This is a genomic window from Pseudomonas sp. 30_B (genome assembly GCF_017491605.1).
Lineage (GTDB): Bacteria > Pseudomonadota > Gammaproteobacteria > Pseudomonadales > Pseudomonadaceae > Pseudomonas.
In genome coordinates this window covers 1-18,800 of sequence record NZ_JAFGYY010000030.1, presented here as the reverse complement: position 1 = coordinate 18,800, position 18,800 = coordinate 1, and the positions used below count along the sequence as shown (strand labels likewise).

The window sequence follows — 18,800 nt, the reverse complement described above, 5'->3', positions numbered from 1 at the left end:
CCGGGCCGGCTGGCGGAAGGTGCTGGCGCATCGGGAGCGCGGGTCTATCGTTGCCCAACGCATACCGCGCGTTAGCGAGGGATATCAGATGAACACTGCGGATCTACTGGAACAACTGCTGCGCGCCGGGCAAGGCGCGTCGGCGCAACAAGGCGGCACGGGCGGCCTGGGTGGGTTGCTGGGAGGCCTGCTCGGCGGTGCTTCCGGCGGGGCCGGCGGTGGGCTTGGCGATGTACTGGGCAGCATGCTCGGCGGCGGCGCGCCCCAGGGCCGTACTGGCAGCAGCGGCGGTATCAACTACGCCATGCTCGCCTCGTTGGGGATGATGGCCTTCCAGGCCTACCAGAACTGGCAGCGCCAGCAGAACGCCAACCCGTCGCAGCAGCAATCGCTGACAACCGTGGACCAGCTCTCCGGCCCGGAAGCCGAGGCCCATAGCCACGCCATCCTGCGCGCCATGATCGCCGCCGCCAAGGCCGATGGTCGCATCGACGAGAAGGAGAAGGTAGCCATCCAGGCAGAAATCGCCCGCCACACCGATGAGCCGGAATTGCAGGACTGGCTCGACGCCGAGGTACGCAAGCCGCTGGACGCCGCCGAAGTCGCCGAGTCCGCCCAGGGCGACCCGGCCGTGGCCGCCGAGATGTATCTGGTCAGCGTGATGCTGGTGGACGACCAGCAGGATGCCGAACGGACCTACCTGGACGAACTCGCCTACAACCTCAACCTCGCCCCGGAACTCCAGGCGCATCTGGAGCAGCAGGCCAAGGCCGGCGGTGAAGTGGCTTGATACAACTCCGAGCTGAGCTGTAGGAGCGTTCGTACAACTCTGCGGTCAAAGGGGCTCGGACGAGCGCACCCGCCCGGTGCGCTCGTTCTTCGATACTGCAAGGAGGCTTCATGCCGTTCGTACGTTTCACCCTCCCCACCGCGCTGCTGCTCAGCGCCACCGCCACCTTCGCCAATGCCGCCAAGCTGGAAGACGTTGCGCCCTATCCCAAGGCCGAAGACGGCTTCGTGCGCCAGGTTATCCACCTGCCCAAGCAGGCGCAGGAAGAGAACTTCAAGGTCGAGGTCCTGGCCGGCAAGACGCTGACCGTCGACTGCAACCTCCAGCGCCTGGGCGGCACCCTGGAAGAGAAGACCCTGGAAGGCTGGGGTTACACCTACTATCGCCTGGACAAGGTCAGCGGCCCGGCCAGCACCCTGATGGCCTGCCCGGACGGCAAGACCCGCAAGGACTTCGTCCCGGTGGTCGGCGATGGCTTCGTGCTGCGCTACAACAGCAAACTGCCGATCGTGGTCTATGCGCCGAAGGATGTCGAAGTGCGCTATCGCATCTGGTCGGCGTCCGACAAGGTCGAACACGCCCGCGCGGAATAACCCCGCCTTCTACCGGGCTTCCACCCACGTGCGCCGGGAGAGCGTTGCCGCTAGGCTCTCTCGACGCACTCAAGGATCGACTGGAGAACCCGATGAACGCCAAGCAACAAGCAGAGCTGCTGGGCCTGCTGCACGCTCGTTTCGACCAGCACGCCAGCCGCCACCCGGGCATCGGCTGGGCCCAGGTCCAGGCCCGGCTGGAATCCCGCCCGGAGAAGCTGCGTTCCCTGCAGGCGATGGAAAGCACCGGCGGTGAACCGGATGTGATCGGCCAGGATGAAACCACCGGCGAATACCTCTTCGTCGACTGCTCCCCGGAAAGCCCCGCCGGCCGCCGCAGCCTCTGCTTCGACCGCGAGGCGCTGGATGCCCGCAAGGAAAACAAGCCCGCCGGCAGCGCGCTGGAGCAGGCCCAGGCCATGGGCATCGAACTGCTCAGCGAGGCGCAATACCGCGAATTGCAAACGCTCGGCGAATTCGACCTGAAGACCTCCAGCTGGGTGCAGACCTCACCGGCCATCCGCAAGCTCGGTGGCTCACTGTTCTGCGACCGGCGCTACGACACCGTCTTCGTCTACCACAACGGCGCGCAGTCCTATTACGCCGCGCGCGGCTTCCGCGGCGTGCTGCGGGTCTGACCGAACCACCACCGCGCCGGTGCCGGAATCTCCCGTAGGAGCGGACCTTGTCCGCGAAAGCCTTCCGGCAGTGCCCAACCCCTCCAGCCAACTCCGGGATAAGGACTGGGCGCTCTCGTCGCTCCTGCAAAAGCCTGCTAGGGGGCCTCGGAAAATCGATATTCCGCCGCCCTGTTTGTATGTCATTTCCGTACTTCGCCCCGCACTTTCCTCTCTGATGGGTCGCCTCTGGAGACCGTAACTTCCGCCATGTCAGGGTGCGCCCTTTCTTATCGCTGGAGGAGCGGAAATGGCGGCCAATTGGTGGGACTTACTGCTGACCGGGCTGGCGGGGGTGGCGGCCTTCGTGAGCGTCGGCGCGGCGCTGATCAGAGCCTTGATCCTGGTGTGGCGTGCAACTGAATTCACACCGGGACATTTCGCCCGTGCACGCCTGAAAGCGCTGACGGAGATGCGGGCCGATACGCAAATGGCAAGTGAGCTGACGGACTATCTGGACAGCGAGCTGGAGCTGGAAAAGTTCAGGGTCGCTTCGGGTGTCTGCGCCAATCAGCAACAGATGGCAGCGCTGCTGAAACTGTTCCGCCTGGGCATCTGGGAGCGCGAGGAAGTCCGTTCGGCCGCCCGGTACCTGAAGGTTTCGCCGCTGTGGCAGCACCCGCGAATCCAGATTGAAAAGACCGATGAGCTTGAAGCCATCAGTGCCCTGGTCATCAGCGTTGCACTACCCGTGAGCGGCGCCTTGGTCTGGGCTGCGATGATCGTGAAATTGCCGATCTATGGCTTCCTGCTGGGGGCGGTCGCATTCCTGCTCTCCGTTCTCATGGCGAACTGGGTCGGCAAGGCCCACGGCGATCTACGCAGCGCGAAGCGCATCAAGGCTTATCTCGACGACAACCCGCATATCCTGCAGTCCACCAACGGCAACGCGCCGAGCGTGAAAGCGGCGGCATAACCCACTGTCGCGCCGGCTGGAACGCCCCGTAGCGCAAGCCGCGGGGCGTCTGACCTCAACTTGGCTGCAGCGCCTGCGGCAGCTCCGGCAACGGCACCCGCACCGGCCTCTGCCCATCCAACTCGCTCGTGACCGACAGCGTCGCGGAAATGGGGCAGGCTACGGCACAATGCGCCCCCTGTTGCAGACACAGCAGGCAGACAGGGAGCGTCTCATGGAAAGAATCCTGATCATCGGCTCCGGTGGTAGCGGCAAGAGCACCTTGTCCGCAGCGCTGGGCAAGCAGCTTGGGATACCGGTCATTCATCTGGATGCATTGTACTGGCAGCCTGGCTGGAAGGAGCCGGAAAAGCCGGACTGGCAGGCGCGTGTGCACGCGCTTTGCCTGGGCGAGCGCTGGGTGATGGAGGGGAATTATTCCGGCACCCTGGCGCAGCGCCTCGCAGCCTGCGATACGGTGATTTTCCTCGATCTGCCGCCTCTGCTTTGTCTGTGGCGAGCGGTGTGGCGAGGTCTCCGTTATCGCGGTCGGGTACGGCCGGATATGGCCTCGGGGTGCCCTGAACAATTGCCCGATCCAAGCTTCCTGAGTTGGATTTGGCACTACCGCGAGCGCAGTCGTCCCAAGGTGATGGAGTTGCTGGAAGCGCAGTGGAGAGATCGGCGCATCATTCATCTGCGGTCGCGGCGTGAGGTCAGGCGGTTCCTACAGGTGGTGGAGAGCGAGGCTGGCGGGATGACGGCTACCTCCGCAGTTCGTTGAGCACAGGCTGGGCTCTTGTAGGAGCGGGCCATGCCCGCGATTCGCGCGCATGGCGCGCTCCTACAGGGTGTTGATTAGCCCGTGCGTAGGGCGCATAACGCCTCAAGCGTTATCCGCCATCGTTCGGCGGATAAAGCGTTCCGCTTTATGCGCCCTACGTCAGTGCGGTGGCCTTGCCGCCAACCAGCATTTGCTGCTCGCGTTCGCACAGGCCCACCAGAAAATCCCATACCAATCTCAGCCTTACCGAGCGGTGCAGCTCCCGCCGCGTGCACATCCAGTACTCCCGTTCGATGAACTCCTCCGGCAGCACCGGCACCAGCAGTGGGTCGTTCAGGCCCATGTACTGCGGAAGGATGGCGATGCCGATGCCCGCCTGGGCGGCCTGTTGCTGGGCGACCACGCTTGTGCTGCGGAACACCACCTGTGGGTGGCGGCAGAAGCTGTGGTGGAACAGCAGTTCCTGGCTGAACAGCAGGTCGTCGACGTAGCCGATCCAGGGGTGTTTGCACAAGTCCTCGCGGTCGCGCAGGGGCGGGGCGGACTCCAGGTAGGCGGGGCTGGCGAACAGGCTCAGGCGGTAGCGGGTGAGGCGGCGGCTGATCACCAGGTCGGCGCTGGGGCGCTCCAGGGTAATGGCGATGTCCGCCTCGCGGTTGGTGATGCTGACGAAGCGCGGCACTGACACCAGTTCCACTTCCAGCCCCGGATAGCGCTGCATCAGCTCGCCCATGCGCGGGGCGAGGAACATGGTGCCCAGGCCTTCGGTGACGCCGATGCGGATCTGCCCCAACGGCGAGATGGCTTGGCTCATTTCCTCCTGGGCGAGCAGGGCGGTGTTCTCCATGGCCTCGGCGTGCTTGAGCAGCGCCTGCCCGGCCGGGGTGAGCTGGTAGCCGCCGGTGTGCTGGGCGAACAGCTGGGTGCCGAGGTCGCGCTCGATGTTCTCGATATGCCGCGCCACCGTGGCGTGGGTGGTGTTGAGGCGCTTGGCGGTGGTCAGCAGACGGCCGCTGCGGTGCAGTTCCAGGAAGTAGCGCAGGTCATTCCAGTCGAACATGGGCGGCTCTCGTTGTTAGAAAACAAACAATAGCTGACTCGAAACGACTGTTCTTTTATCACGAACGAACGACTAGGCTCGGTCGTCATACAAAAAGAACAAGTACGACGAGGGACTTTCCATGCACCAGGCACTGGATGCGTATGACTACCTGATCGTCGGCGCGGGCCCCGCCGGGTGCCTGCTGGCCAATCGTCTGTCCGCCGACCCTGCCAACCGCGTGCTGCTGCTCGAAGCCGGCGGCCCGGACAACTACCCCTGGATTCATATCCCCGTCGGCTATCTCTATTGCATCGGCAACCCGCGCACCGACTGGTGTTTCGACACCGAGCAGGTGCCGGGCCTGAACGGCCGCGCCATCAAGTACCCCCGTGGCCGCACGCTGGGCGGCTGCTCCTCGATCAACGGCATGATCTACATGCGCGGCCAGGCGCTGGACTACGACGGCTGGGTCGCCGAGGGTAATCCGGGCTGGGGCTGGAACGACCTGCTGCCGCTGTTCATCAGGATGGAAGACCACTTCGCCGGCACCAGCGAACTGCACGGCTCCGGCGGCGAGTGGCGGGTGGAAAAGCAGCGGCTGTCGTGGGCAATCCTCGATGCCTTCCGCGAGGCGGCGGCGCAGTCGGGTATTCCCTCTGTGGAAGACTTCAACGGCGGCGACAACGAAGGCTGCGGCTACTTCCAGGTGAACCAGCGTTCCGGCGTGCGCTGGAATGCGTCGAAGGCTTTCCTGCGGCCCATCGCCAACCGGCCCAACCTCACCGTACTGACCAACGTGGAAGCGCAGCGCGTGCTGCTGGAGAACGGCCGCGCCAGCGGGCTGGAAGTGAACTGGCAAGGCGCGCGCCGCGAGCTGCGGGCCCGGCGCGAAGTGATCCTCTGCGCCGGTGCGATCAACTCGCCGGTGCTGCTGCAACGCTCGGGCATCGGTCCGCGCGCGCTGCTGGAGAAGCACGGCATCGGCGTGCGCCATGAGCTGCCGGGCGTCGGCGGCAACCTGCAGGACCACCTGCAATTGCGCCTGATCTACCGCATGAGCGGCGCGCCCTCGCTGAACCAGATCGCCTCGACGTTGTGGGGCAAGATGGGCATGGGCCTGGAGTACCTGTTCAAGCGCAGCGGTCCGCTGTCCATGGCGCCCAGCCAGTTGGGTGCGTTCGCCAAGTCCGATCCGAACCAACGCTCGGCCAACCTCGAATACCACGTGCAGCCGCTCTCGCTGGAGCGCTTCGGCGAGCCGCTGCACAGCTTCCCGGCGTTCACCGCGTCGGTCTGCGACCTGCGCCCGCTGAGCCGGGGCTCGGTGACGCTGCGTTCGCTCGACCCGCGCGACAAGCCGATCATCCAGCCCAATTACCTGAGCCACCCGGAAGACCTGCGCGTGGCCGCCGACGCCATCCGCCTGACCCGGCGCATCGCCGCGGCTCCCGCGCTGGCGCGCTTCAATCCGGTGGAGTTCAAGCCCGGCCCGGACTATCAGACCGAGGAAGACCTGCACCGCGCCGCCGCCGAGATCGGCACCACCATCTTCCACCCCGCCGGCACCTGCCGCATGGGGCAGGGCGCGGGGGCGGTGGTGGACAGCCAATTGCGCGTGCATGGCATTCCCGGCCTGCGCATCGCCGACGCCTCGATCATGCCCAGCCTGACCTCCGGCAACAGTTGCTCGCCGGTGCTGGTCATCGCCGAAAAGGCGGCACAGATGATTTTGAGCGAACCCAGGCGCAACCCGGAGGTCATCCCCTCTAGCGCACAAGCGCAGCAACAAGCTCCCGTGGCGTGACGGCGATCCCGTCGCCCACCTTTGACGTGAAGTGAGTGGCATCGCGCGGCAGCGCCGCGGCAGTCGAGGCTGAAACAACAATAAAAGCCCCTGAAGGGGCAGGAGAGCCCGCAATGTCCGATCCAGCAGTGACGAACGCGACACAGAGCAGGACCTACGAGCGGCAGGTGCCGTCCCGCCGCGAAGAGCGCAAGGTGATCTTCGCCTCGTCGCTCGGTACGGTGTTCGAGTGGTACGACTTCTTCCTCTACGGCGCGCTGGCGGCGGTGATCAGCAAGCAGTTCTTCGCCGGGGTGAACGACACCACCGCCTTCATCTTCGCCCTGCTGGCCTTCGCCGCCGGCTTCCTGGTCCGGCCCTTCGGCGCGCTGGTTTTCGGCCGCCTGGGCGATATGATCGGGCGCAAGTACACCTTCCTCGCCACCATCCTGCTGATGGGCCTGTCGACCTTCGCGGTCGGCCTGCTGCCGTCCTATGCCACCATCGGTGTGGCCGCACCGATCATCCTCATCGCCCTGCGCATGCTCCAGGGCCTGGCGCTGGGCGGCGAGTACGGCGGGGCGGCGATCTACGTGGCCGAACATGCGCCGGCGAACAAGCGTGGCAGCTACACCAGCTGGATCCAGTCCACCGCTACCGGCGGCCTGCTGCTGTCGCTGCTGGTGATCCTTGCCTGCCGCCAGCTGACCGGCGATCAGTTCGAAACCTGGGGCTGGCGCCTGCCGTTCCTGCTGTCGATCGTGCTGCTGGGCATTTCCACCTGGATTCGCCTGTCGATGCAGGAGTCGCCGGCCTTCCTGAAGATGAAGGCCGAGGGCAAGACCAGCAAGTCGCCGCTCAAGGAGTCCTTCACCAACTGGAAGAACCTGCGCATCGTTCTCACCGCGCTGTTCAGCATCAACGCCGGCCAGGCGGTGACCTTCTACACCGCGCAGTTCTACGTGCTGTTCTTCCTCACCCAGGTGCTGAAGGTGGACGGCGCGCTGGCCAACGAACTGCTGATCGTCGCGCTGGTGATCGGTGCGCCGTTCTTCGTGGTGGCCGGCTGGCTTTCCGACAAAGTCGGCCGCAAGCCGGTACTGCTGGCCGGCCTTGCGCTGGCGGCGGTGGGCTACTTCCCGCTGTTCGGGGCGCTGACCCATTACGCCAACCCGCAGATCGACCAGGCCACGCGCAACGCGCCGATCACCGTGCTGGCGGACCCGGCGACCTGTACCTTCCAGTTCGACCCGGTGGGCAAGGCCAAATTCGACAGCCCCTGTGACCAGGTGAAGACGCTGCTGGTGAAGAGCGGCGTGCCCTACCGCAGCGCGGCGGCCCCGGCCGGCAGCGGTGTGGTGGTGACCGTGGGCGAGACGCGCCTCGAAGGCTTCGACGCGGCCGCCCTGAGCGCGGCGGTGAAGGCGGCGGGCTACCCGGCCAAGGCGGACTCGTCGCTGGTCAACAAGGGCATGGTGATCACCATCCTGGTGGCGCTGGTGCTGATCTCCTGCCTCTGCTACGGCCCGCTGGCGGCGCTGATGGTGGAACTGTTCCCGACCCGCATCCGCTACACCTCGCTGTCGCTGCCGTACCACATCGGCAATGGCTGGTTCGGCGGTTTGCTGCCGACCCTGTCGTTCGCGCTGGTGGTGTACACCGGGGATATCTTCTACGGCCTGTGGTATCCGGTGCTGATCGCGGCGGTGAGCCTGGTCTGCGCGTTGTTGTTCCTGCGTGAGACGCGGCACAACGACATCCATGCTGACTGATCGGTAGGCTTTCATCAGGGGCGCCTGCGGGCGCCCTTGGTGTTCATTCGGCGCGATCCGGGCTCGCCTGGGCGGCGTTGCTGGAATACCCTTGCGCCATTGCCCGGTGCGCGTTGCGCCGGGGCCCTTTGCGGAGAACCAGCGAACATGAGTCAGGCATTCCTCACCGTTACCGTCAGCGCCGAGCACTGGGGACGTGAAACCGAGGCGGTGGACAACGCGCGCGTGCCAGCCAGCCTGAGCGCGCCGGAGCCGGGCATCATCAAGCTGAGCTTCGACGGCCAGCTGGACGCGCCGGAGGAGCCGACCCATGTCTGCGTGACGCTGGACAACGGGTTGTCCTACTACGGCGAAATCCGTGATGGCGCGGCGAACGAGCAGGGCGGCTGGCTGACCTTCGAGGGTGAGCTGATCGATCTGGATGGGTTCTGACGCGCGGCTCCCGTAGGAGCGGACTCTGTCCGCGATGCTTTTCGTTTGGGTGTTTCTGCGCCGCTTCAGTGTGTTCGGATGTTTCTTGTTTCGCCCCCTCGGGCGACCTCCTTTGGCAAACGCCCCAAAGGAGGCAAAGGTCTTGCCCCATCATCCGGCCCCGGCTTCGCCGGGGTTCCCTCGCTCCATCGAAGTTTCAGGGGCCCGCGCTGACGGGCCATCCCTGGCCCGACAGCGCTCTCGCGGCATCCATGCCGCTCAACCCCTGAAACTCCGATTCCACTCGGCCTCCTGAAGGGGCGCTCGGAGTGCGCGGAGATTTCTCTGGAAGTCCTCAGAGCAAAGCCGGAGCAATGGGAGGAGCACCCGTAGGAGCGGACTCCGTCCGCGATGCTCTCCCGAGCTCGAGACCGACAAAGCGCCCCCAATAAAAAACCGGCCACTTGGGCCGGTTTTTTCACTCTCTGTGAATAACCCTCACTGCCGCGGGATCATCCCCTCGATACGCTTGGCGAACGCATTGGCCAGGTCGCCATCGGCGAGCAGCAGCAGGTAGTCGTGGTCCGACTTGGCCGCCGGAGCGATGCGGTATTTCAGGGTGCCGGACGCCACCTGCCCGACCACCGGTACCGACAGCGTGCCGACGCATTCCAGCACACCGCTGTCCGGGTCCTTCTCGAGGATCGCCACGTCCTTCAGTTCGGCCTTCTCCAGCGCGTCGGCCTGGCTGGACAGTGAGCCGCTGAGGAAGATCTTCACCAGCTGGTTCTTCACGTCATCCGACCCGCAGACCTTGGCCTGGTTGCTGCCACCGCAGGCGCTCAACAGCGCAGCGGCAGCCAGTACGGCCGACAATTTCAGTACGTTCATCTATCCACCCCGTGGCGTTCCATGATGGCCATTGGATACGTCAGCGTAGGAAAAATTCCCTGGTCAGACGACAAATCTTGCCACCATGCCGTTCAGGTCCACGGCCAGGCGCGACAGCTCCTGGCTCGCTGCGCTGGTCTGGGTGGCGCCGGCGGAGGTCTGGGTGGCCAGGTCGCGGATCGCCAGCAGGTTGCGGTCCACTTCGCGGGCGACCTGGGCCTGCTCCTCGGTGGCGCTGGCGATCACCAGGTTGCGCTCGTTGATCTGCGACATGCGCTCCAGGATCACTTCCAGCGAGGCGCTGGCCTCGCCGGTGCGGGCCACGGTGCGCTCGGCGTGGGCGCTGCTGCTGAGCAGGGCGGCCACGGTCTGGTCGCTGCCGGTCTGGATCGCCGAGACCAGTTCCTCGATCTCGCGGGTGGAACTCTGGGTGCGTTGCGCCAGCGAGCGGACTTCGTCGGCGACCACCGCAAAACCGCGCCCGGCCTCGCCGGCTCGCGCCGCTTCGATGGCGGCATTGAGCGCCAGCAGGTTGGTCTGCTCGGCGACGCTGCGGATCACTTCCAGCACCTTGCCGATGTCCTGTGCCTGGTTGGCCAGTGCCTCGGCACGCTGAGAGGCGCTGCCGACCTCGCCGGCCAGGGCGCCGATGGAGTCGGAGGTTTCGGACACCCGGCCCTGCCCCGAACGGGCGGCTTCGATGGCTTCGCGGGAGGCGGCGGAGGTCGAGGCGGCGTTGTTGGCCACTTCCTCGACGGCGCTGGTCATCTGGTTGACGGCGGTGGCGGCCATCTCGATCTGGTCGCTCTGCTGCTGCAGGGCGCGGTTGCTCTGCTCCATCACGCTGCTCATTTCCTCCGCGGCGGAAGCGAGCTGGCTGGCGGAGTTGCCGATGCCGCGAATGGTCTCGCGCAACTGCCCCTGCATGTCGGCGAGTGCATTGAGTAGCTGCGCCGGCTCGTCGCGGCCGACGACGCTGAAGCGCTGGCTGAGGTCGCCGCCGGCAATGGTCTGCGCCACCCGTACTGCCTGCGCAATCGGGACCACGATGCTGCGGGTGAGCTGCCACGCCAGCACCACGGTCAGCAGGATGCTGGCGATCAGCACGCCGGCCACCACCAGACGGCTGTTCTGGTACTGCGCCACCGCGCGTTCGGTGGCCGCTGTGGCGCCGTGGCGGTTGAAATCGATGAGCGCGGTCAGGCGCTGGTTGAGTTCCTTGCCCTGCCGGGCGATGTTGCCATTGAGCACCTGCAGCGCGCCTTCGCGGTCATTCTGGCGGACTTTCTCCAGCATCTGGTCGACGTGGCCGAGGTAGGCATCCAGGGCGCGGTTCAACTCGTCGGCGTGCTGCTGCTCCTCCGCGCTGAGGATCAGATGGGCGTAATCGCGCAGGACGTTCTCCTTGTCGCGCCGGGCGTCGGCGATCAGGTCGAGGCTGCGCTGGCGAATGGTGGCGTCATCGTTGACCAGCAGGCGCATCGACTCCAGGCGGATACGCGCGATGTCGTTGGACAGCTGGGTCATGTGGTTGAGGCTCAGCAGCCAGTTGCTGTCGATCTCTTCCGAGGCGGCGCGCAGGGTGGAAAGCTTGAGCAGCGAGAATGCGCCGAGGAACACCAGCAACACGCCCATGATGGCAAAGCCCAGCGAGGCGCGACGACCAATACTCATGCTTCTGTACATAGTGACTTCCCTTTCTGTCATTCGATGTCGACGGCCTGTTGTGCCGATTGGCACAAAATAATGGCGTAGTGACATTATTGACGCTTTTTTTAGGGCGGAAGAACAACAAGACGAACGGACAGAAAATCGCTGAGCCCATGTGGGACGGGCGTTTCAGCTCAACTCAGCGTCAGCCAGGCCAGCACGGCATAGCGGCCGACCTTGGCCAGCGTCACCAGCAGCAGGAAGCGCCAGAGCGGCTCGCGCATCACCCCGGCGATCAGCGTCAGCGGATCACCGATCACGGGTGCCCAGCTCAGCAGCAGCGACCAGCAGCCAAGGTGCCGGTAGCGCGCTTGGGCTTTCTCCAGCGCCTGACGGCTGACCGGGAACCAGCGCTTGTCATGCCAGCGCTCGATGCCGCGTCCCAGCATCCAGTTGACCAGGGAGCCGAGCACGTTGCCTGCGCTTGCGGCCAGCAGCAGCGACCAGAGCGGGTACTGCCCGCCGAGCAGCAGGCCGACCAGCACGGCTTCCGACTGCAGGGGTAGCAGGGTGGCGGCGCCAAAGGCTGAAAGGAACAGGCCGGCATGGGCGGCCAGGGCGAGGGACAGCATGGGTGACGTTCGACGACCTTCCGTGGCGGGAAAGAGTACGTGGGAAATTTGGAATAAATGTGCTGGAAATTCGGAATAAAGAGATGAGCTTTTAGCGTCTCCAGATAATATATGTCCTATCTTGCTGAGGAATTAGTAGGAATTTGCATTTGCGAGCCTAAGCTCTTTCGAGTGCACTTCCGTCAGCATGTCTCGAACATCTCTGGGGAACGCTGTGAAGAACTGGACTCTACGCCAACGCATCCTGGCCAGCTTTGCTGTCGTCATCGCGATCATGCTGTTGATGGTGGTGATCTCCTATATCCGCCTGCTGGACATCGAGGAAAGCACCGAGCGCGTCAGCCACGACGCCATGCCGGGCACCTACGCCCTGACCACCGTGCGCTCGGCCTGGACCGACAGCATCCTGATGGTGCACATGCTGGTCGGCATGGGCGAGGACAAGCCGCTCGACGCGACGGACCGCCAGGCGTTCAACGCCAACCATGATGTGCTGTTCGATCGCATCGCCAAATACGAAGCGACCATCCACGAGACGCGCGACCGGCAGATGACGGACCGCTTCAAGCAGCAGGCGCAGGTCTACGAAGAGGTGCTGGCGCAGGTGCTGGACCAGTACACCAAGAACAGCGCCGCGGCACGCCAGATGGTGGTGGACAAGCTGGACCCGGCCTGGGAAGCCGGCCGCCGGACGCTCAACGACCTGATCGACCTGAACAAGCAGATCGCCGATGCGGCGGCCGCCGACATTGTCGTCGAAGTGCATCGGGCCAAGATCATCATGCTGGTGTCGATGCTGCTGGCTCTGGTGGTGGCGGCAATCTGCGGGTTGCTGCTGATGCGCGCCATTACCGAGCCAGTGCGCCAGGTGGTGCGCGGGCTGGGTTCGATGGGCGGCGGCGACCTCACCACCCGCCTCGCGCTGGAGCGCAACGACGAGTTCGGTGTGATCGAAACCGGTTTCAACGGCATGGCCGAGGAACTCAAGTCGCTGGTGTCCCAGGCCCAGCGCTCGGCCATCCAGGTCACCACCTCGGTGACCGAGATCGCCGCCACCTCCAAGCAGCAGCAGGCCACCGCCACCGAGACCGCCGCGACCACCACCGAGATCGGCGCCACCTCGCGGGAAATCGCCGCCACCTCGCGCGACCTGGTGCGCACCATGACCGAGGTGTCCTCGGCCGCCGAACAGACTTCCACCCTGGCCGGGTCCGGCCAGCTGGGCCTGGCGCGCATGGAGGAGACCATGCACCACGTGATGGGCGCCGCCGAACTGGTCAACGCGAAGCTGGCGATCCTCAACGAGCGCGCCGGCAACATCAACCAGGTGGTCACCACCATCGTCAAGGTGGCCGACCAGACCAACCTGCTCTCGCTCAACGCCGCCATCGAGGCGGAGAAGGCCGGCGAGTACGGCCGTGGTTTCGCCGTGGTGGCGACCGAGGTGCGCCGCCTGGCCGACCAGACCGCCGTGGCCACCTACGACATCGAGCAGATGGTGCGCGAGATCCAATCCGCGGTGTCCGCCGGCGTGATGGGCATGGACAAGTTCTCCGAGGAGGTGCGGCGCGGCATCGCCGAAGTCGGCCAGGTCGGCGAGCAGCTCTCGCAGATCATCCAGCAGGTGCAGGCGCTGGCGCCGCGCGTGCAGATGGTCAACGAGGGCATGCAGGCCCAGGCCACCGGCGCCGAGCAGATCAACCAGGCGCTGGTGCAACTGGGCGAGGCCACCGGGCAGACCGTGGAATCGCTGCGCCAGGCCAGCTTTGCCATCGACGAACTGAACCTGGTAGCCAACGGACTGCGCAATGGCGTCTCCCGTTTCAAGGTCTGACTCGGCGCAGGCGGGCAGGCTCTACCTGCAGTTCCGCCTGGGTGCGGACCGCTATGCGCTGGACGTGCACGATGTCATCGAAGTGCTGCCGTTGCCGGTGCTCAAGCGCGTTCCCGAAGCGCCGGCCTGGGTCGCCGGGCTCTACGTCAATCGCGGCGAGCCGCTGCCGGTGATCGACCTCAGCCAGCTCGCCTTCGGCCACAGCGCGCCCCGGCGCACCAGTACGCGCCTGGTGCTGGTGCGTTATCGGGCGGACGAACAGGCTGGCGAGCAGCACCTGGGGCTGATCCTGGAGCAGGCCACCCATACCCTGCGCCGTGATCCGGCCGCCTTCCATGACTATGAGCTGGACAACGGCAGCGCCCGCTACCTCGGCCCGGTGCTGGAGGACGAACAGGGGCTGTTGCAGCGCGTGCGCGTCGACCAGTTGCTGACCGCTGAGGCGCGCGAGCGCCTGTTGCGTGACGCGGAGCGCGCGGTATGACCGATCCGCGCATCGCCCAGCTGCTCAAGGAGCGCATCGGCCTGGACACCGAGTCCGTTGGCGAGGCGGTGATCGGCCGCGCGGTGCGCCAGCGCAGCAGCAAGGTTGCCGGAGGCGATGTCGGGCTTTACTGGGAGCACCTGCAGGCGTCCGCCGACGAGGTGCAGGCGCTGATCGAGGCGGTGGTCGTTCCGGAAACCTGGTTCTTCCGCTATCCGGAGTCGTTCGCCGCGCTGGCCCAGCTGGCCGGTCGCAGGGCCCTTGCGCTGGCCGGTGCGCGTCCCTTGCGCCTGCTCAGCCTGCCGTGCTCGACGGGCGAGGAGCCCTATTCGATCGTCATGGCGCTGCTGGATGCCGGGCTGGCGCCATCGACCTTCCAGGTCGACGCGCTGGACGTCAGCCGCGCCGTGATCGAGCGTGCCGAAGCCGGCCGTTACGGGCGCAATTCCTTCCGTGGCGACAACCTGGGATTTCGTGATCGCCATTTCACCGGCGTGGACGGCGACTACCAGATCAGCGCGGCGGTGCGGGCCAAGGTGCAGTTCCGTGTAGGCAACCTGCTGGCGCCCGCGCTGCTGGCTGATGAGGCACCCTATGACTATGTGTTCTGCCGCAACCTGCTGATCTATTTCGACCGCGACACCCAGGAGCAGGTGGTGGGCGTGCTGCGCCGCCTGGCGCGTGAGGACGGGGTACTGTTCATCGGCCCGGCCGAAGCCAGCCTGCTGTCCCGCCAGGGGTTGCGTCCGCTGGGTGTGGCGCAGTCCTTCGCGTTTCCGCTGGAGTGCAAGACGCCAGAGCCTGCGGCACAGCCAACCTTCGTGGCGCCGTCGCCCAGGCAGCCCCGGACAGTGCCCAAGCCCGGCGTTGCTCCGGCTCGCTCGAGCATTCCGAAGCCGCACACCCCAGTGACACAGGCCGCTTCAAGTCCCGCGCCGGCCGACACCGGTCTGGCGGAAATCGCCCGGCTGGCCAATGCCGGCCAGACCGCCGAGGCGCGAAAGCAGTGCGAAGCGCTGCTTGCCGCGCAGGGGCCCACGGTCGAGGCCTTCTACTGGCTGGGGCTGCTCAGCGACGCCCAGGGCCAGGGTGCGCAGGCGCAGGGTTACTACCGCAAGGCGCTGTACCTGCAACCCGATCATCAGGAAAGCCTCCTGCATCTGGCCGCGCTGCTTGCCGCCCAGGGCGACGTGGAGGGAGCCCGGCGCCTGCAGGATCGCGCCGCGCGAGGAGTGAAGCGCGATGCCTGAGCACGACTACCAACTGCAACTGGATGCCCGCGCCGAACCGGTGGACGACTGCTGGAACCGCATCGGCGTGCGCGGCGACAAGTCCTGCCCGCGCCTGGTCGAACACATCCACTGCCGCAACTGCCCGGTCTATGCGGCCGCGGCGATCCGCCTGCTGGACCGCTATTCGCTGGGCGACGAGTCCGCCATGCGGGCGCCGGAAGCCGACGAGGCAGCGCCCGCGGACGGGCGTGCCTACCTGATCTTCCGCCTCGGCGATGAATGGCTGGGGCTGCCGACCCGCGCCCTGTCGGAGGTCGCCTCCGAGTCGGCGGTGCACTCGCTGCCGCACCAGCGCTCGCCGGCCCTGCTGGGCGTGGCGAACGTGCGCGGCACGCTGGTGGCCTGCATCTCGCTGGGCGAGCTGCTTGGTCTCGACCGGCGCGCGGTCCCGACCGAAGGCCGGCGCGTGGTGCCGCGCATGCTGATCCTGGCGGCTGCCAGTGGTCCAGTGTTGTCGCCAGTGGATGAGGTGGACGGCATCCATGACCTGGACAGCGCCGCCGTGGTCGCCGCTTCCGGGCAGTCGCTGGCGGCCAACGATCGTTTCACCCATGGCGTGTTGCAGTGGAGCGGACGCAGCGTCCGCCTGCTTGACCCAGAGGCGTTGCTGGAAGCCGCCACCCGGAGCCTCGCATGACGCCGGACCAGATGAAGGACGCCTCGATGCTGGAGCTGTTCCGCCTGGAAGCGGAGGCCCAGACGCAGGTGCTCAGCCAGGGCCTGCTGGCGCTGGAGCGCAATCCGACCCAGGCCGACCAGCTGGAAGCCTGCATGCGTGCCGCCCATTCGCTCAAGGGCGCGGCGCGGATCGTCGGGCTGGATGCCGGCGTGCAGGTCGCCCACGTGATGGAAGACTGCCTGGTCGGCGCCCAGGAAGGCCGCCTGCTGCTGGCGCCGGAGCACATCGATGCACTGCTGGCGGGCACCGATATCCTGCTGCACATCGCCGACACCGAGTCAGAGCGTGCCGAACAGGCGCAACAGGCGGTCCCGGCCATGGTGGAGCGCCTGCAGGCGCTGGTGAGCGGAGAGACCCCGGTCCGCGCCGCGCCGCCCGTGGCGGCACCCACGCCCGCGCCTGCGCCCGCTCCGCTGGAGACACCGCCGGCCGAGCCCGAGGTCGCTGCCGAGCCTGCGCCGCGCCGTCGTTCCGGCGACAGTGACGACGCTGGCGAGCGGGTCCTGCGGGTCACCGCCGAACGCCTCAACCAGTTGCTCGACTATTCCAGCAAGGCGCTGGTGGAATCCCAACGCCTGAAACCGCTGCTCGACTCGCTGCAGCGCCTGAAGCGTGTGCAGGCCAGCGCCAGCCGTGTGCTCGATGGCGCCCGCGACGCCATCCGCGGCGACGCTGTCGATCCCGAGACGCACGCCTACCTGGCCGACGCACGGCGGCTGGTCGGCGAGTGCCAGCAACTGCTCAGCGAACAGATCGCCGAGCTCGACGAATTCAGCTTCAAGGCCGGCCAGCGCGCCCAGTCGCTCTACGACACCGCGCTGGCCTGCCGCATGCGGCCCTTCTCCGACGTGCTCAGCGGGCAGACCCGGATGGTCCGCGACCTCGGCCGTTCGCTGGGCAAGAGCGTGCGCCTGGACATGCACGGCGTGTCCACCCAGGTCGACCGCGAGGTGCTGGAGAAGCTCGAGGCGCCGCTCACCCATCTGCTGCGCAACGCCATCGACCATGGCATCGAGTCCCCCGAGGTGCGCCGCCTGGCCGGCAAGCCGGAAGAGGGGACCATCCAGCTGCTGGCCCGGCACCACGCCGGCATGCTGGTGCTGGAGCTGCACGACGACGGTGCCGGTGTCGACCTGGACCGCCTGCGCAGCGCCATCGTCCGCCGCCAGCTCTCCACCGAGGAAACCGTGGCGCGGCTGACCGAGGACGAGCTGCTGACCTTCCTGTTCCTGCCCGGCTTCAGCATGCGCGAGCAGGTCACCGAGGTCTCCGGCCGTGGGGTCGGCCTGGACGCCGTGCAGCACATGGTGCGCCAGCTGCGCGGTGGCATCCGCATGGAGCAGGTCAGCGGGCAGGGCGCGCGTTTCCACCTGGAAGTGCCGCTGACCCTCTCCGTGGTGCGCAGCCTGGTGGTGACCATCGGCGGCGAGGCCTACGCCTTCCCGCTGGCGCACATCGAGCGCATGCGCCGCCTGGCGCCGGACGAGATCGTCCAGCTCGAAGGCCGCCAGCAGTTCTGGCACGAGGGCCGGCACCTCGGCCTGGTCGCCGCCAGCCAGCTGCTGCAGCGCCCCGAGGGGAGTGCCAGCGACGAGGAGATCGCCGTGGTGGTGATCCGCGAGCGCGACATGGCCTACGGCGTGGCGGTGGAACGCTTCATCGGCGAGCGGACCCTGGTGGTACTGCCGCTCGACCCGCGCCTGGGCAAGGTGCAGGACGTTTCCGCCGGCGCGCTGCTGGACGACGGCACGCCAGTGCTGATCCTCGATGTGGAGGACATGCTGCGCTCGGTGGAGAAGCTTCTGGCCACCGGCCGCCTGGAGCGTATCGACCCCAGCGGCCGCCTCTCCGGCGCTTCGCGCAAGCGCGTACTGGTGGTGGACGACTCGCTCACCGTGCGTGAGCTGGAGCGCAAGCTGCTGCTGGGGCGCGGCTACGACGTCGCGGTGGCGGTGGATGGCATGGACGGCTGGAACGCGCTGCGCTCGGAACACTTCGACCTGGTCATTACCGACATCGACATGCCGCGCATGGACGGCATCGAGCTGGTGACCCTGATTCGCCGCGACACCCGCCTGCAGTCGCTGCCGGTGATGGTAGTGTCCTACAAGGACCGCGAAGAAGACCGGCGGCGTGGGCTCGATGCCGGCGCCGACTATTATCTGGCCAAGGCCAGCTTCCACGACGAGGCCCTGCTGGATGCGGTGGTCGACCTGATCGGAGCAGCGTAGGGTCGGCTCCCGTTTCGGCGCGGCCGCGACGGAGCCGCATTTTGCGCAGAGCAAGGCGCGAGGAGAGAGGTTTGGTTATTCCCAATGAACGACGAGTAACGCGGGGCTGCGCAAAATGCGGCCCGTCCCTTCGGGTTGTGCAGCCCATCACGCCATGCGTCGTTGCGAGACTTGCCAAGGGGGCGACCATTGCCTGCGTCCCGCGCCTAGCCTGGCGTGATGGGCTGCGGCAACGCGGCTCGCGCCGAAACGGGAGCCGACCCTAAGATGCGGATAGGGATCGTCAATGACATGCCCCTGGCGGTGGAGGCGATGCGCCGCGCGCTGGCCTTCGAGCCGGCGCACCGGGTCATCTGGGTC

Annotated in this window: 18 protein-coding genes; 14 read left to right on the top strand and 4 right to left on the bottom strand. The window is 66.5% G+C overall.

Going from position 1 to position 18,800, the window contains the following annotated elements; genetic code table 11:
• The first annotated feature begins 88 nt into the window (after positions 1-88).
• The 5 genes from J5M67_RS24090 (at position 89) to J5M67_RS24070 (ending at position 3,739) form a co-directional block, all read left to right on the top strand.
• Positions 89-790, top strand: a complete 702-nt coding sequence (locus J5M67_RS24090) for a tellurite resistance TerB family protein (protein WP_207888015.1) — start codon at positions 89-91, stop codon at positions 788-790.
• 110 nt (positions 791-900) lie between these two features.
• The gene (gene eco, locus J5M67_RS24085) at positions 901-1,383 is read left to right on the top strand and encodes a serine protease inhibitor ecotin (protein WP_207888014.1); all 483 of its coding nucleotides are present in this window, start codon (positions 901-903) and stop codon (positions 1,381-1,383) included.
• A 92-nt stretch (positions 1,384-1,475) separates the two neighbouring features.
• On the top strand, positions 1,476-2,021 hold the full coding sequence (locus J5M67_RS24080; RefSeq protein ID WP_207888013.1) for a DUF4256 domain-containing protein: 546 nt from the start codon (positions 1,476-1,478) through the stop codon (positions 2,019-2,021).
• Between the two features lie 289 nt (positions 2,022-2,310).
• Positions 2,311-2,976 carry a hypothetical protein gene (locus tag J5M67_RS24075; RefSeq protein WP_207888012.1) on the top strand — a complete coding sequence of 222 codons (666 nt, stop codon included), beginning with the start codon at positions 2,311-2,313 and terminating at the stop codon, positions 2,974-2,976.
• 214 nt (positions 2,977-3,190) lie between these two features.
• Positions 3,191-3,739, top strand: a complete 549-nt coding sequence (locus J5M67_RS24070) for a topology modulation protein (RefSeq protein WP_207888011.1) — start codon at positions 3,191-3,193, stop codon at positions 3,737-3,739.
• Between the two features lie 154 nt (positions 3,740-3,893).
• Here the strand turns inward: J5M67_RS24070 and J5M67_RS24065 are convergent, their stop codons facing one another.
• On the bottom strand, positions 3,894-4,799 hold the full coding sequence (locus J5M67_RS24065) for a LysR family transcriptional regulator (protein ID WP_207888010.1): 906 nt from the start codon (positions 4,797-4,799) through the stop codon (positions 3,894-3,896).
• A gap of 121 nt (positions 4,800-4,920) precedes the next feature.
• Here J5M67_RS24065 and J5M67_RS24060 point away from each other — a divergent pair, with 121 nt between their 5' ends.
• The 3 genes from J5M67_RS24060 to J5M67_RS24050 all read left to right on the top strand — a co-directional run bounded on the left by J5M67_RS24060 (position 4,921) and on the right by J5M67_RS24050 (position 8,768).
• On the top strand, positions 4,921-6,585 hold the full coding sequence (locus tag J5M67_RS24060) for a GMC family oxidoreductase (RefSeq protein ID WP_207888009.1): 1,665 nt from the start codon (positions 4,921-4,923) through the stop codon (positions 6,583-6,585).
• Positions 6,586-6,698: 113 nt separating this feature from the next.
• Positions 6,699-8,336, top strand: a complete 1,638-nt coding sequence (locus J5M67_RS24055; protein WP_243434859.1) for an MFS transporter — start codon at positions 6,699-6,701, stop codon at positions 8,334-8,336.
• 147 nt (positions 8,337-8,483) lie between these two features.
• Complete coding sequence (locus J5M67_RS24050; protein ID WP_207888008.1) at positions 8,484-8,768, top strand: hypothetical protein; 285 nt, start codon at positions 8,484-8,486, stop codon at positions 8,766-8,768.
• A gap of 477 nt (positions 8,769-9,245) precedes the next feature.
• Here the strand turns inward: J5M67_RS24050 and J5M67_RS24045 are convergent, their stop codons facing one another.
• The 3 genes from J5M67_RS24045 to J5M67_RS24035 form a co-directional block, all read right to left on the bottom strand.
• Entirely contained in the window at positions 9,246-9,638 is a 393-nt protein-coding gene (locus J5M67_RS24045) for a hypothetical protein (RefSeq protein ID WP_207888007.1), read from the bottom strand.
• Between the two features lie 63 nt (positions 9,639-9,701).
• Positions 9,702-11,312, bottom strand: coding sequence for a methyl-accepting chemotaxis protein (locus J5M67_RS24040; RefSeq protein WP_243434858.1), 1,611 nt, complete (start codon positions 11,310-11,312; stop codon positions 9,702-9,704).
• 170 nt (positions 11,313-11,482) lie between these two features.
• Positions 11,483-11,920 carry a YqaA family protein gene (locus J5M67_RS24035; RefSeq protein ID WP_207888005.1) on the bottom strand — a complete coding sequence of 146 codons (438 nt, stop codon included), beginning with the start codon at positions 11,918-11,920 and terminating at the stop codon, positions 11,483-11,485.
• Between the two features lie 214 nt (positions 11,921-12,134).
• On the opposite strand from J5M67_RS24035, the gene J5M67_RS24030 reads away from it, so the two are divergent.
• The 6 genes from J5M67_RS24030 to J5M67_RS29635 all read left to right on the top strand — a co-directional run.
• Complete coding sequence (locus tag J5M67_RS24030) at positions 12,135-13,754, top strand: methyl-accepting chemotaxis protein (RefSeq protein WP_207888004.1); 1,620 nt, start codon at positions 12,135-12,137, stop codon at positions 13,752-13,754.
• Positions 13,729-14,238 (top strand): chemotaxis protein CheW, encoded by a 510-nt coding sequence (locus tag J5M67_RS24025; protein ID WP_207888003.1) that lies wholly within the window; start codon positions 13,729-13,731, stop codon positions 14,236-14,238. Before J5M67_RS24030 ends, J5M67_RS24025 begins: the two co-directional genes overlap by 26 nt.
• A complete protein-coding gene (locus tag J5M67_RS24020; protein WP_207888002.1) occupies positions 14,235-15,488 on the top strand; it encodes a protein-glutamate O-methyltransferase CheR in 1,254 nt (417 codons plus the stop codon). The genes J5M67_RS24025 and J5M67_RS24020 overlap by 4 nt, the downstream gene beginning before the upstream one ends.
• Positions 15,481-16,167 carry a chemotaxis protein CheW gene (locus J5M67_RS24015; protein ID WP_207888001.1) on the top strand — a complete coding sequence of 229 codons (687 nt, stop codon included), beginning with the start codon at positions 15,481-15,483 and terminating at the stop codon, positions 16,165-16,167. Before J5M67_RS24020 ends, J5M67_RS24015 begins: the two co-directional genes overlap by 8 nt.
• Positions 16,164-18,440, top strand: coding sequence for a hybrid sensor histidine kinase/response regulator (locus tag J5M67_RS24010; protein WP_207888000.1), 2,277 nt, complete (start codon positions 16,164-16,166; stop codon positions 18,438-18,440). Before J5M67_RS24015 ends, J5M67_RS24010 begins: the two co-directional genes overlap by 4 nt.
• A gap of 267 nt (positions 18,441-18,707) precedes the next feature.
• Positions 18,708-18,800, top strand: a 93-nt coding sequence (locus tag J5M67_RS29635; RefSeq protein WP_243434861.1) for a hypothetical protein, incomplete at its 3' end; no start/stop codon positions are given.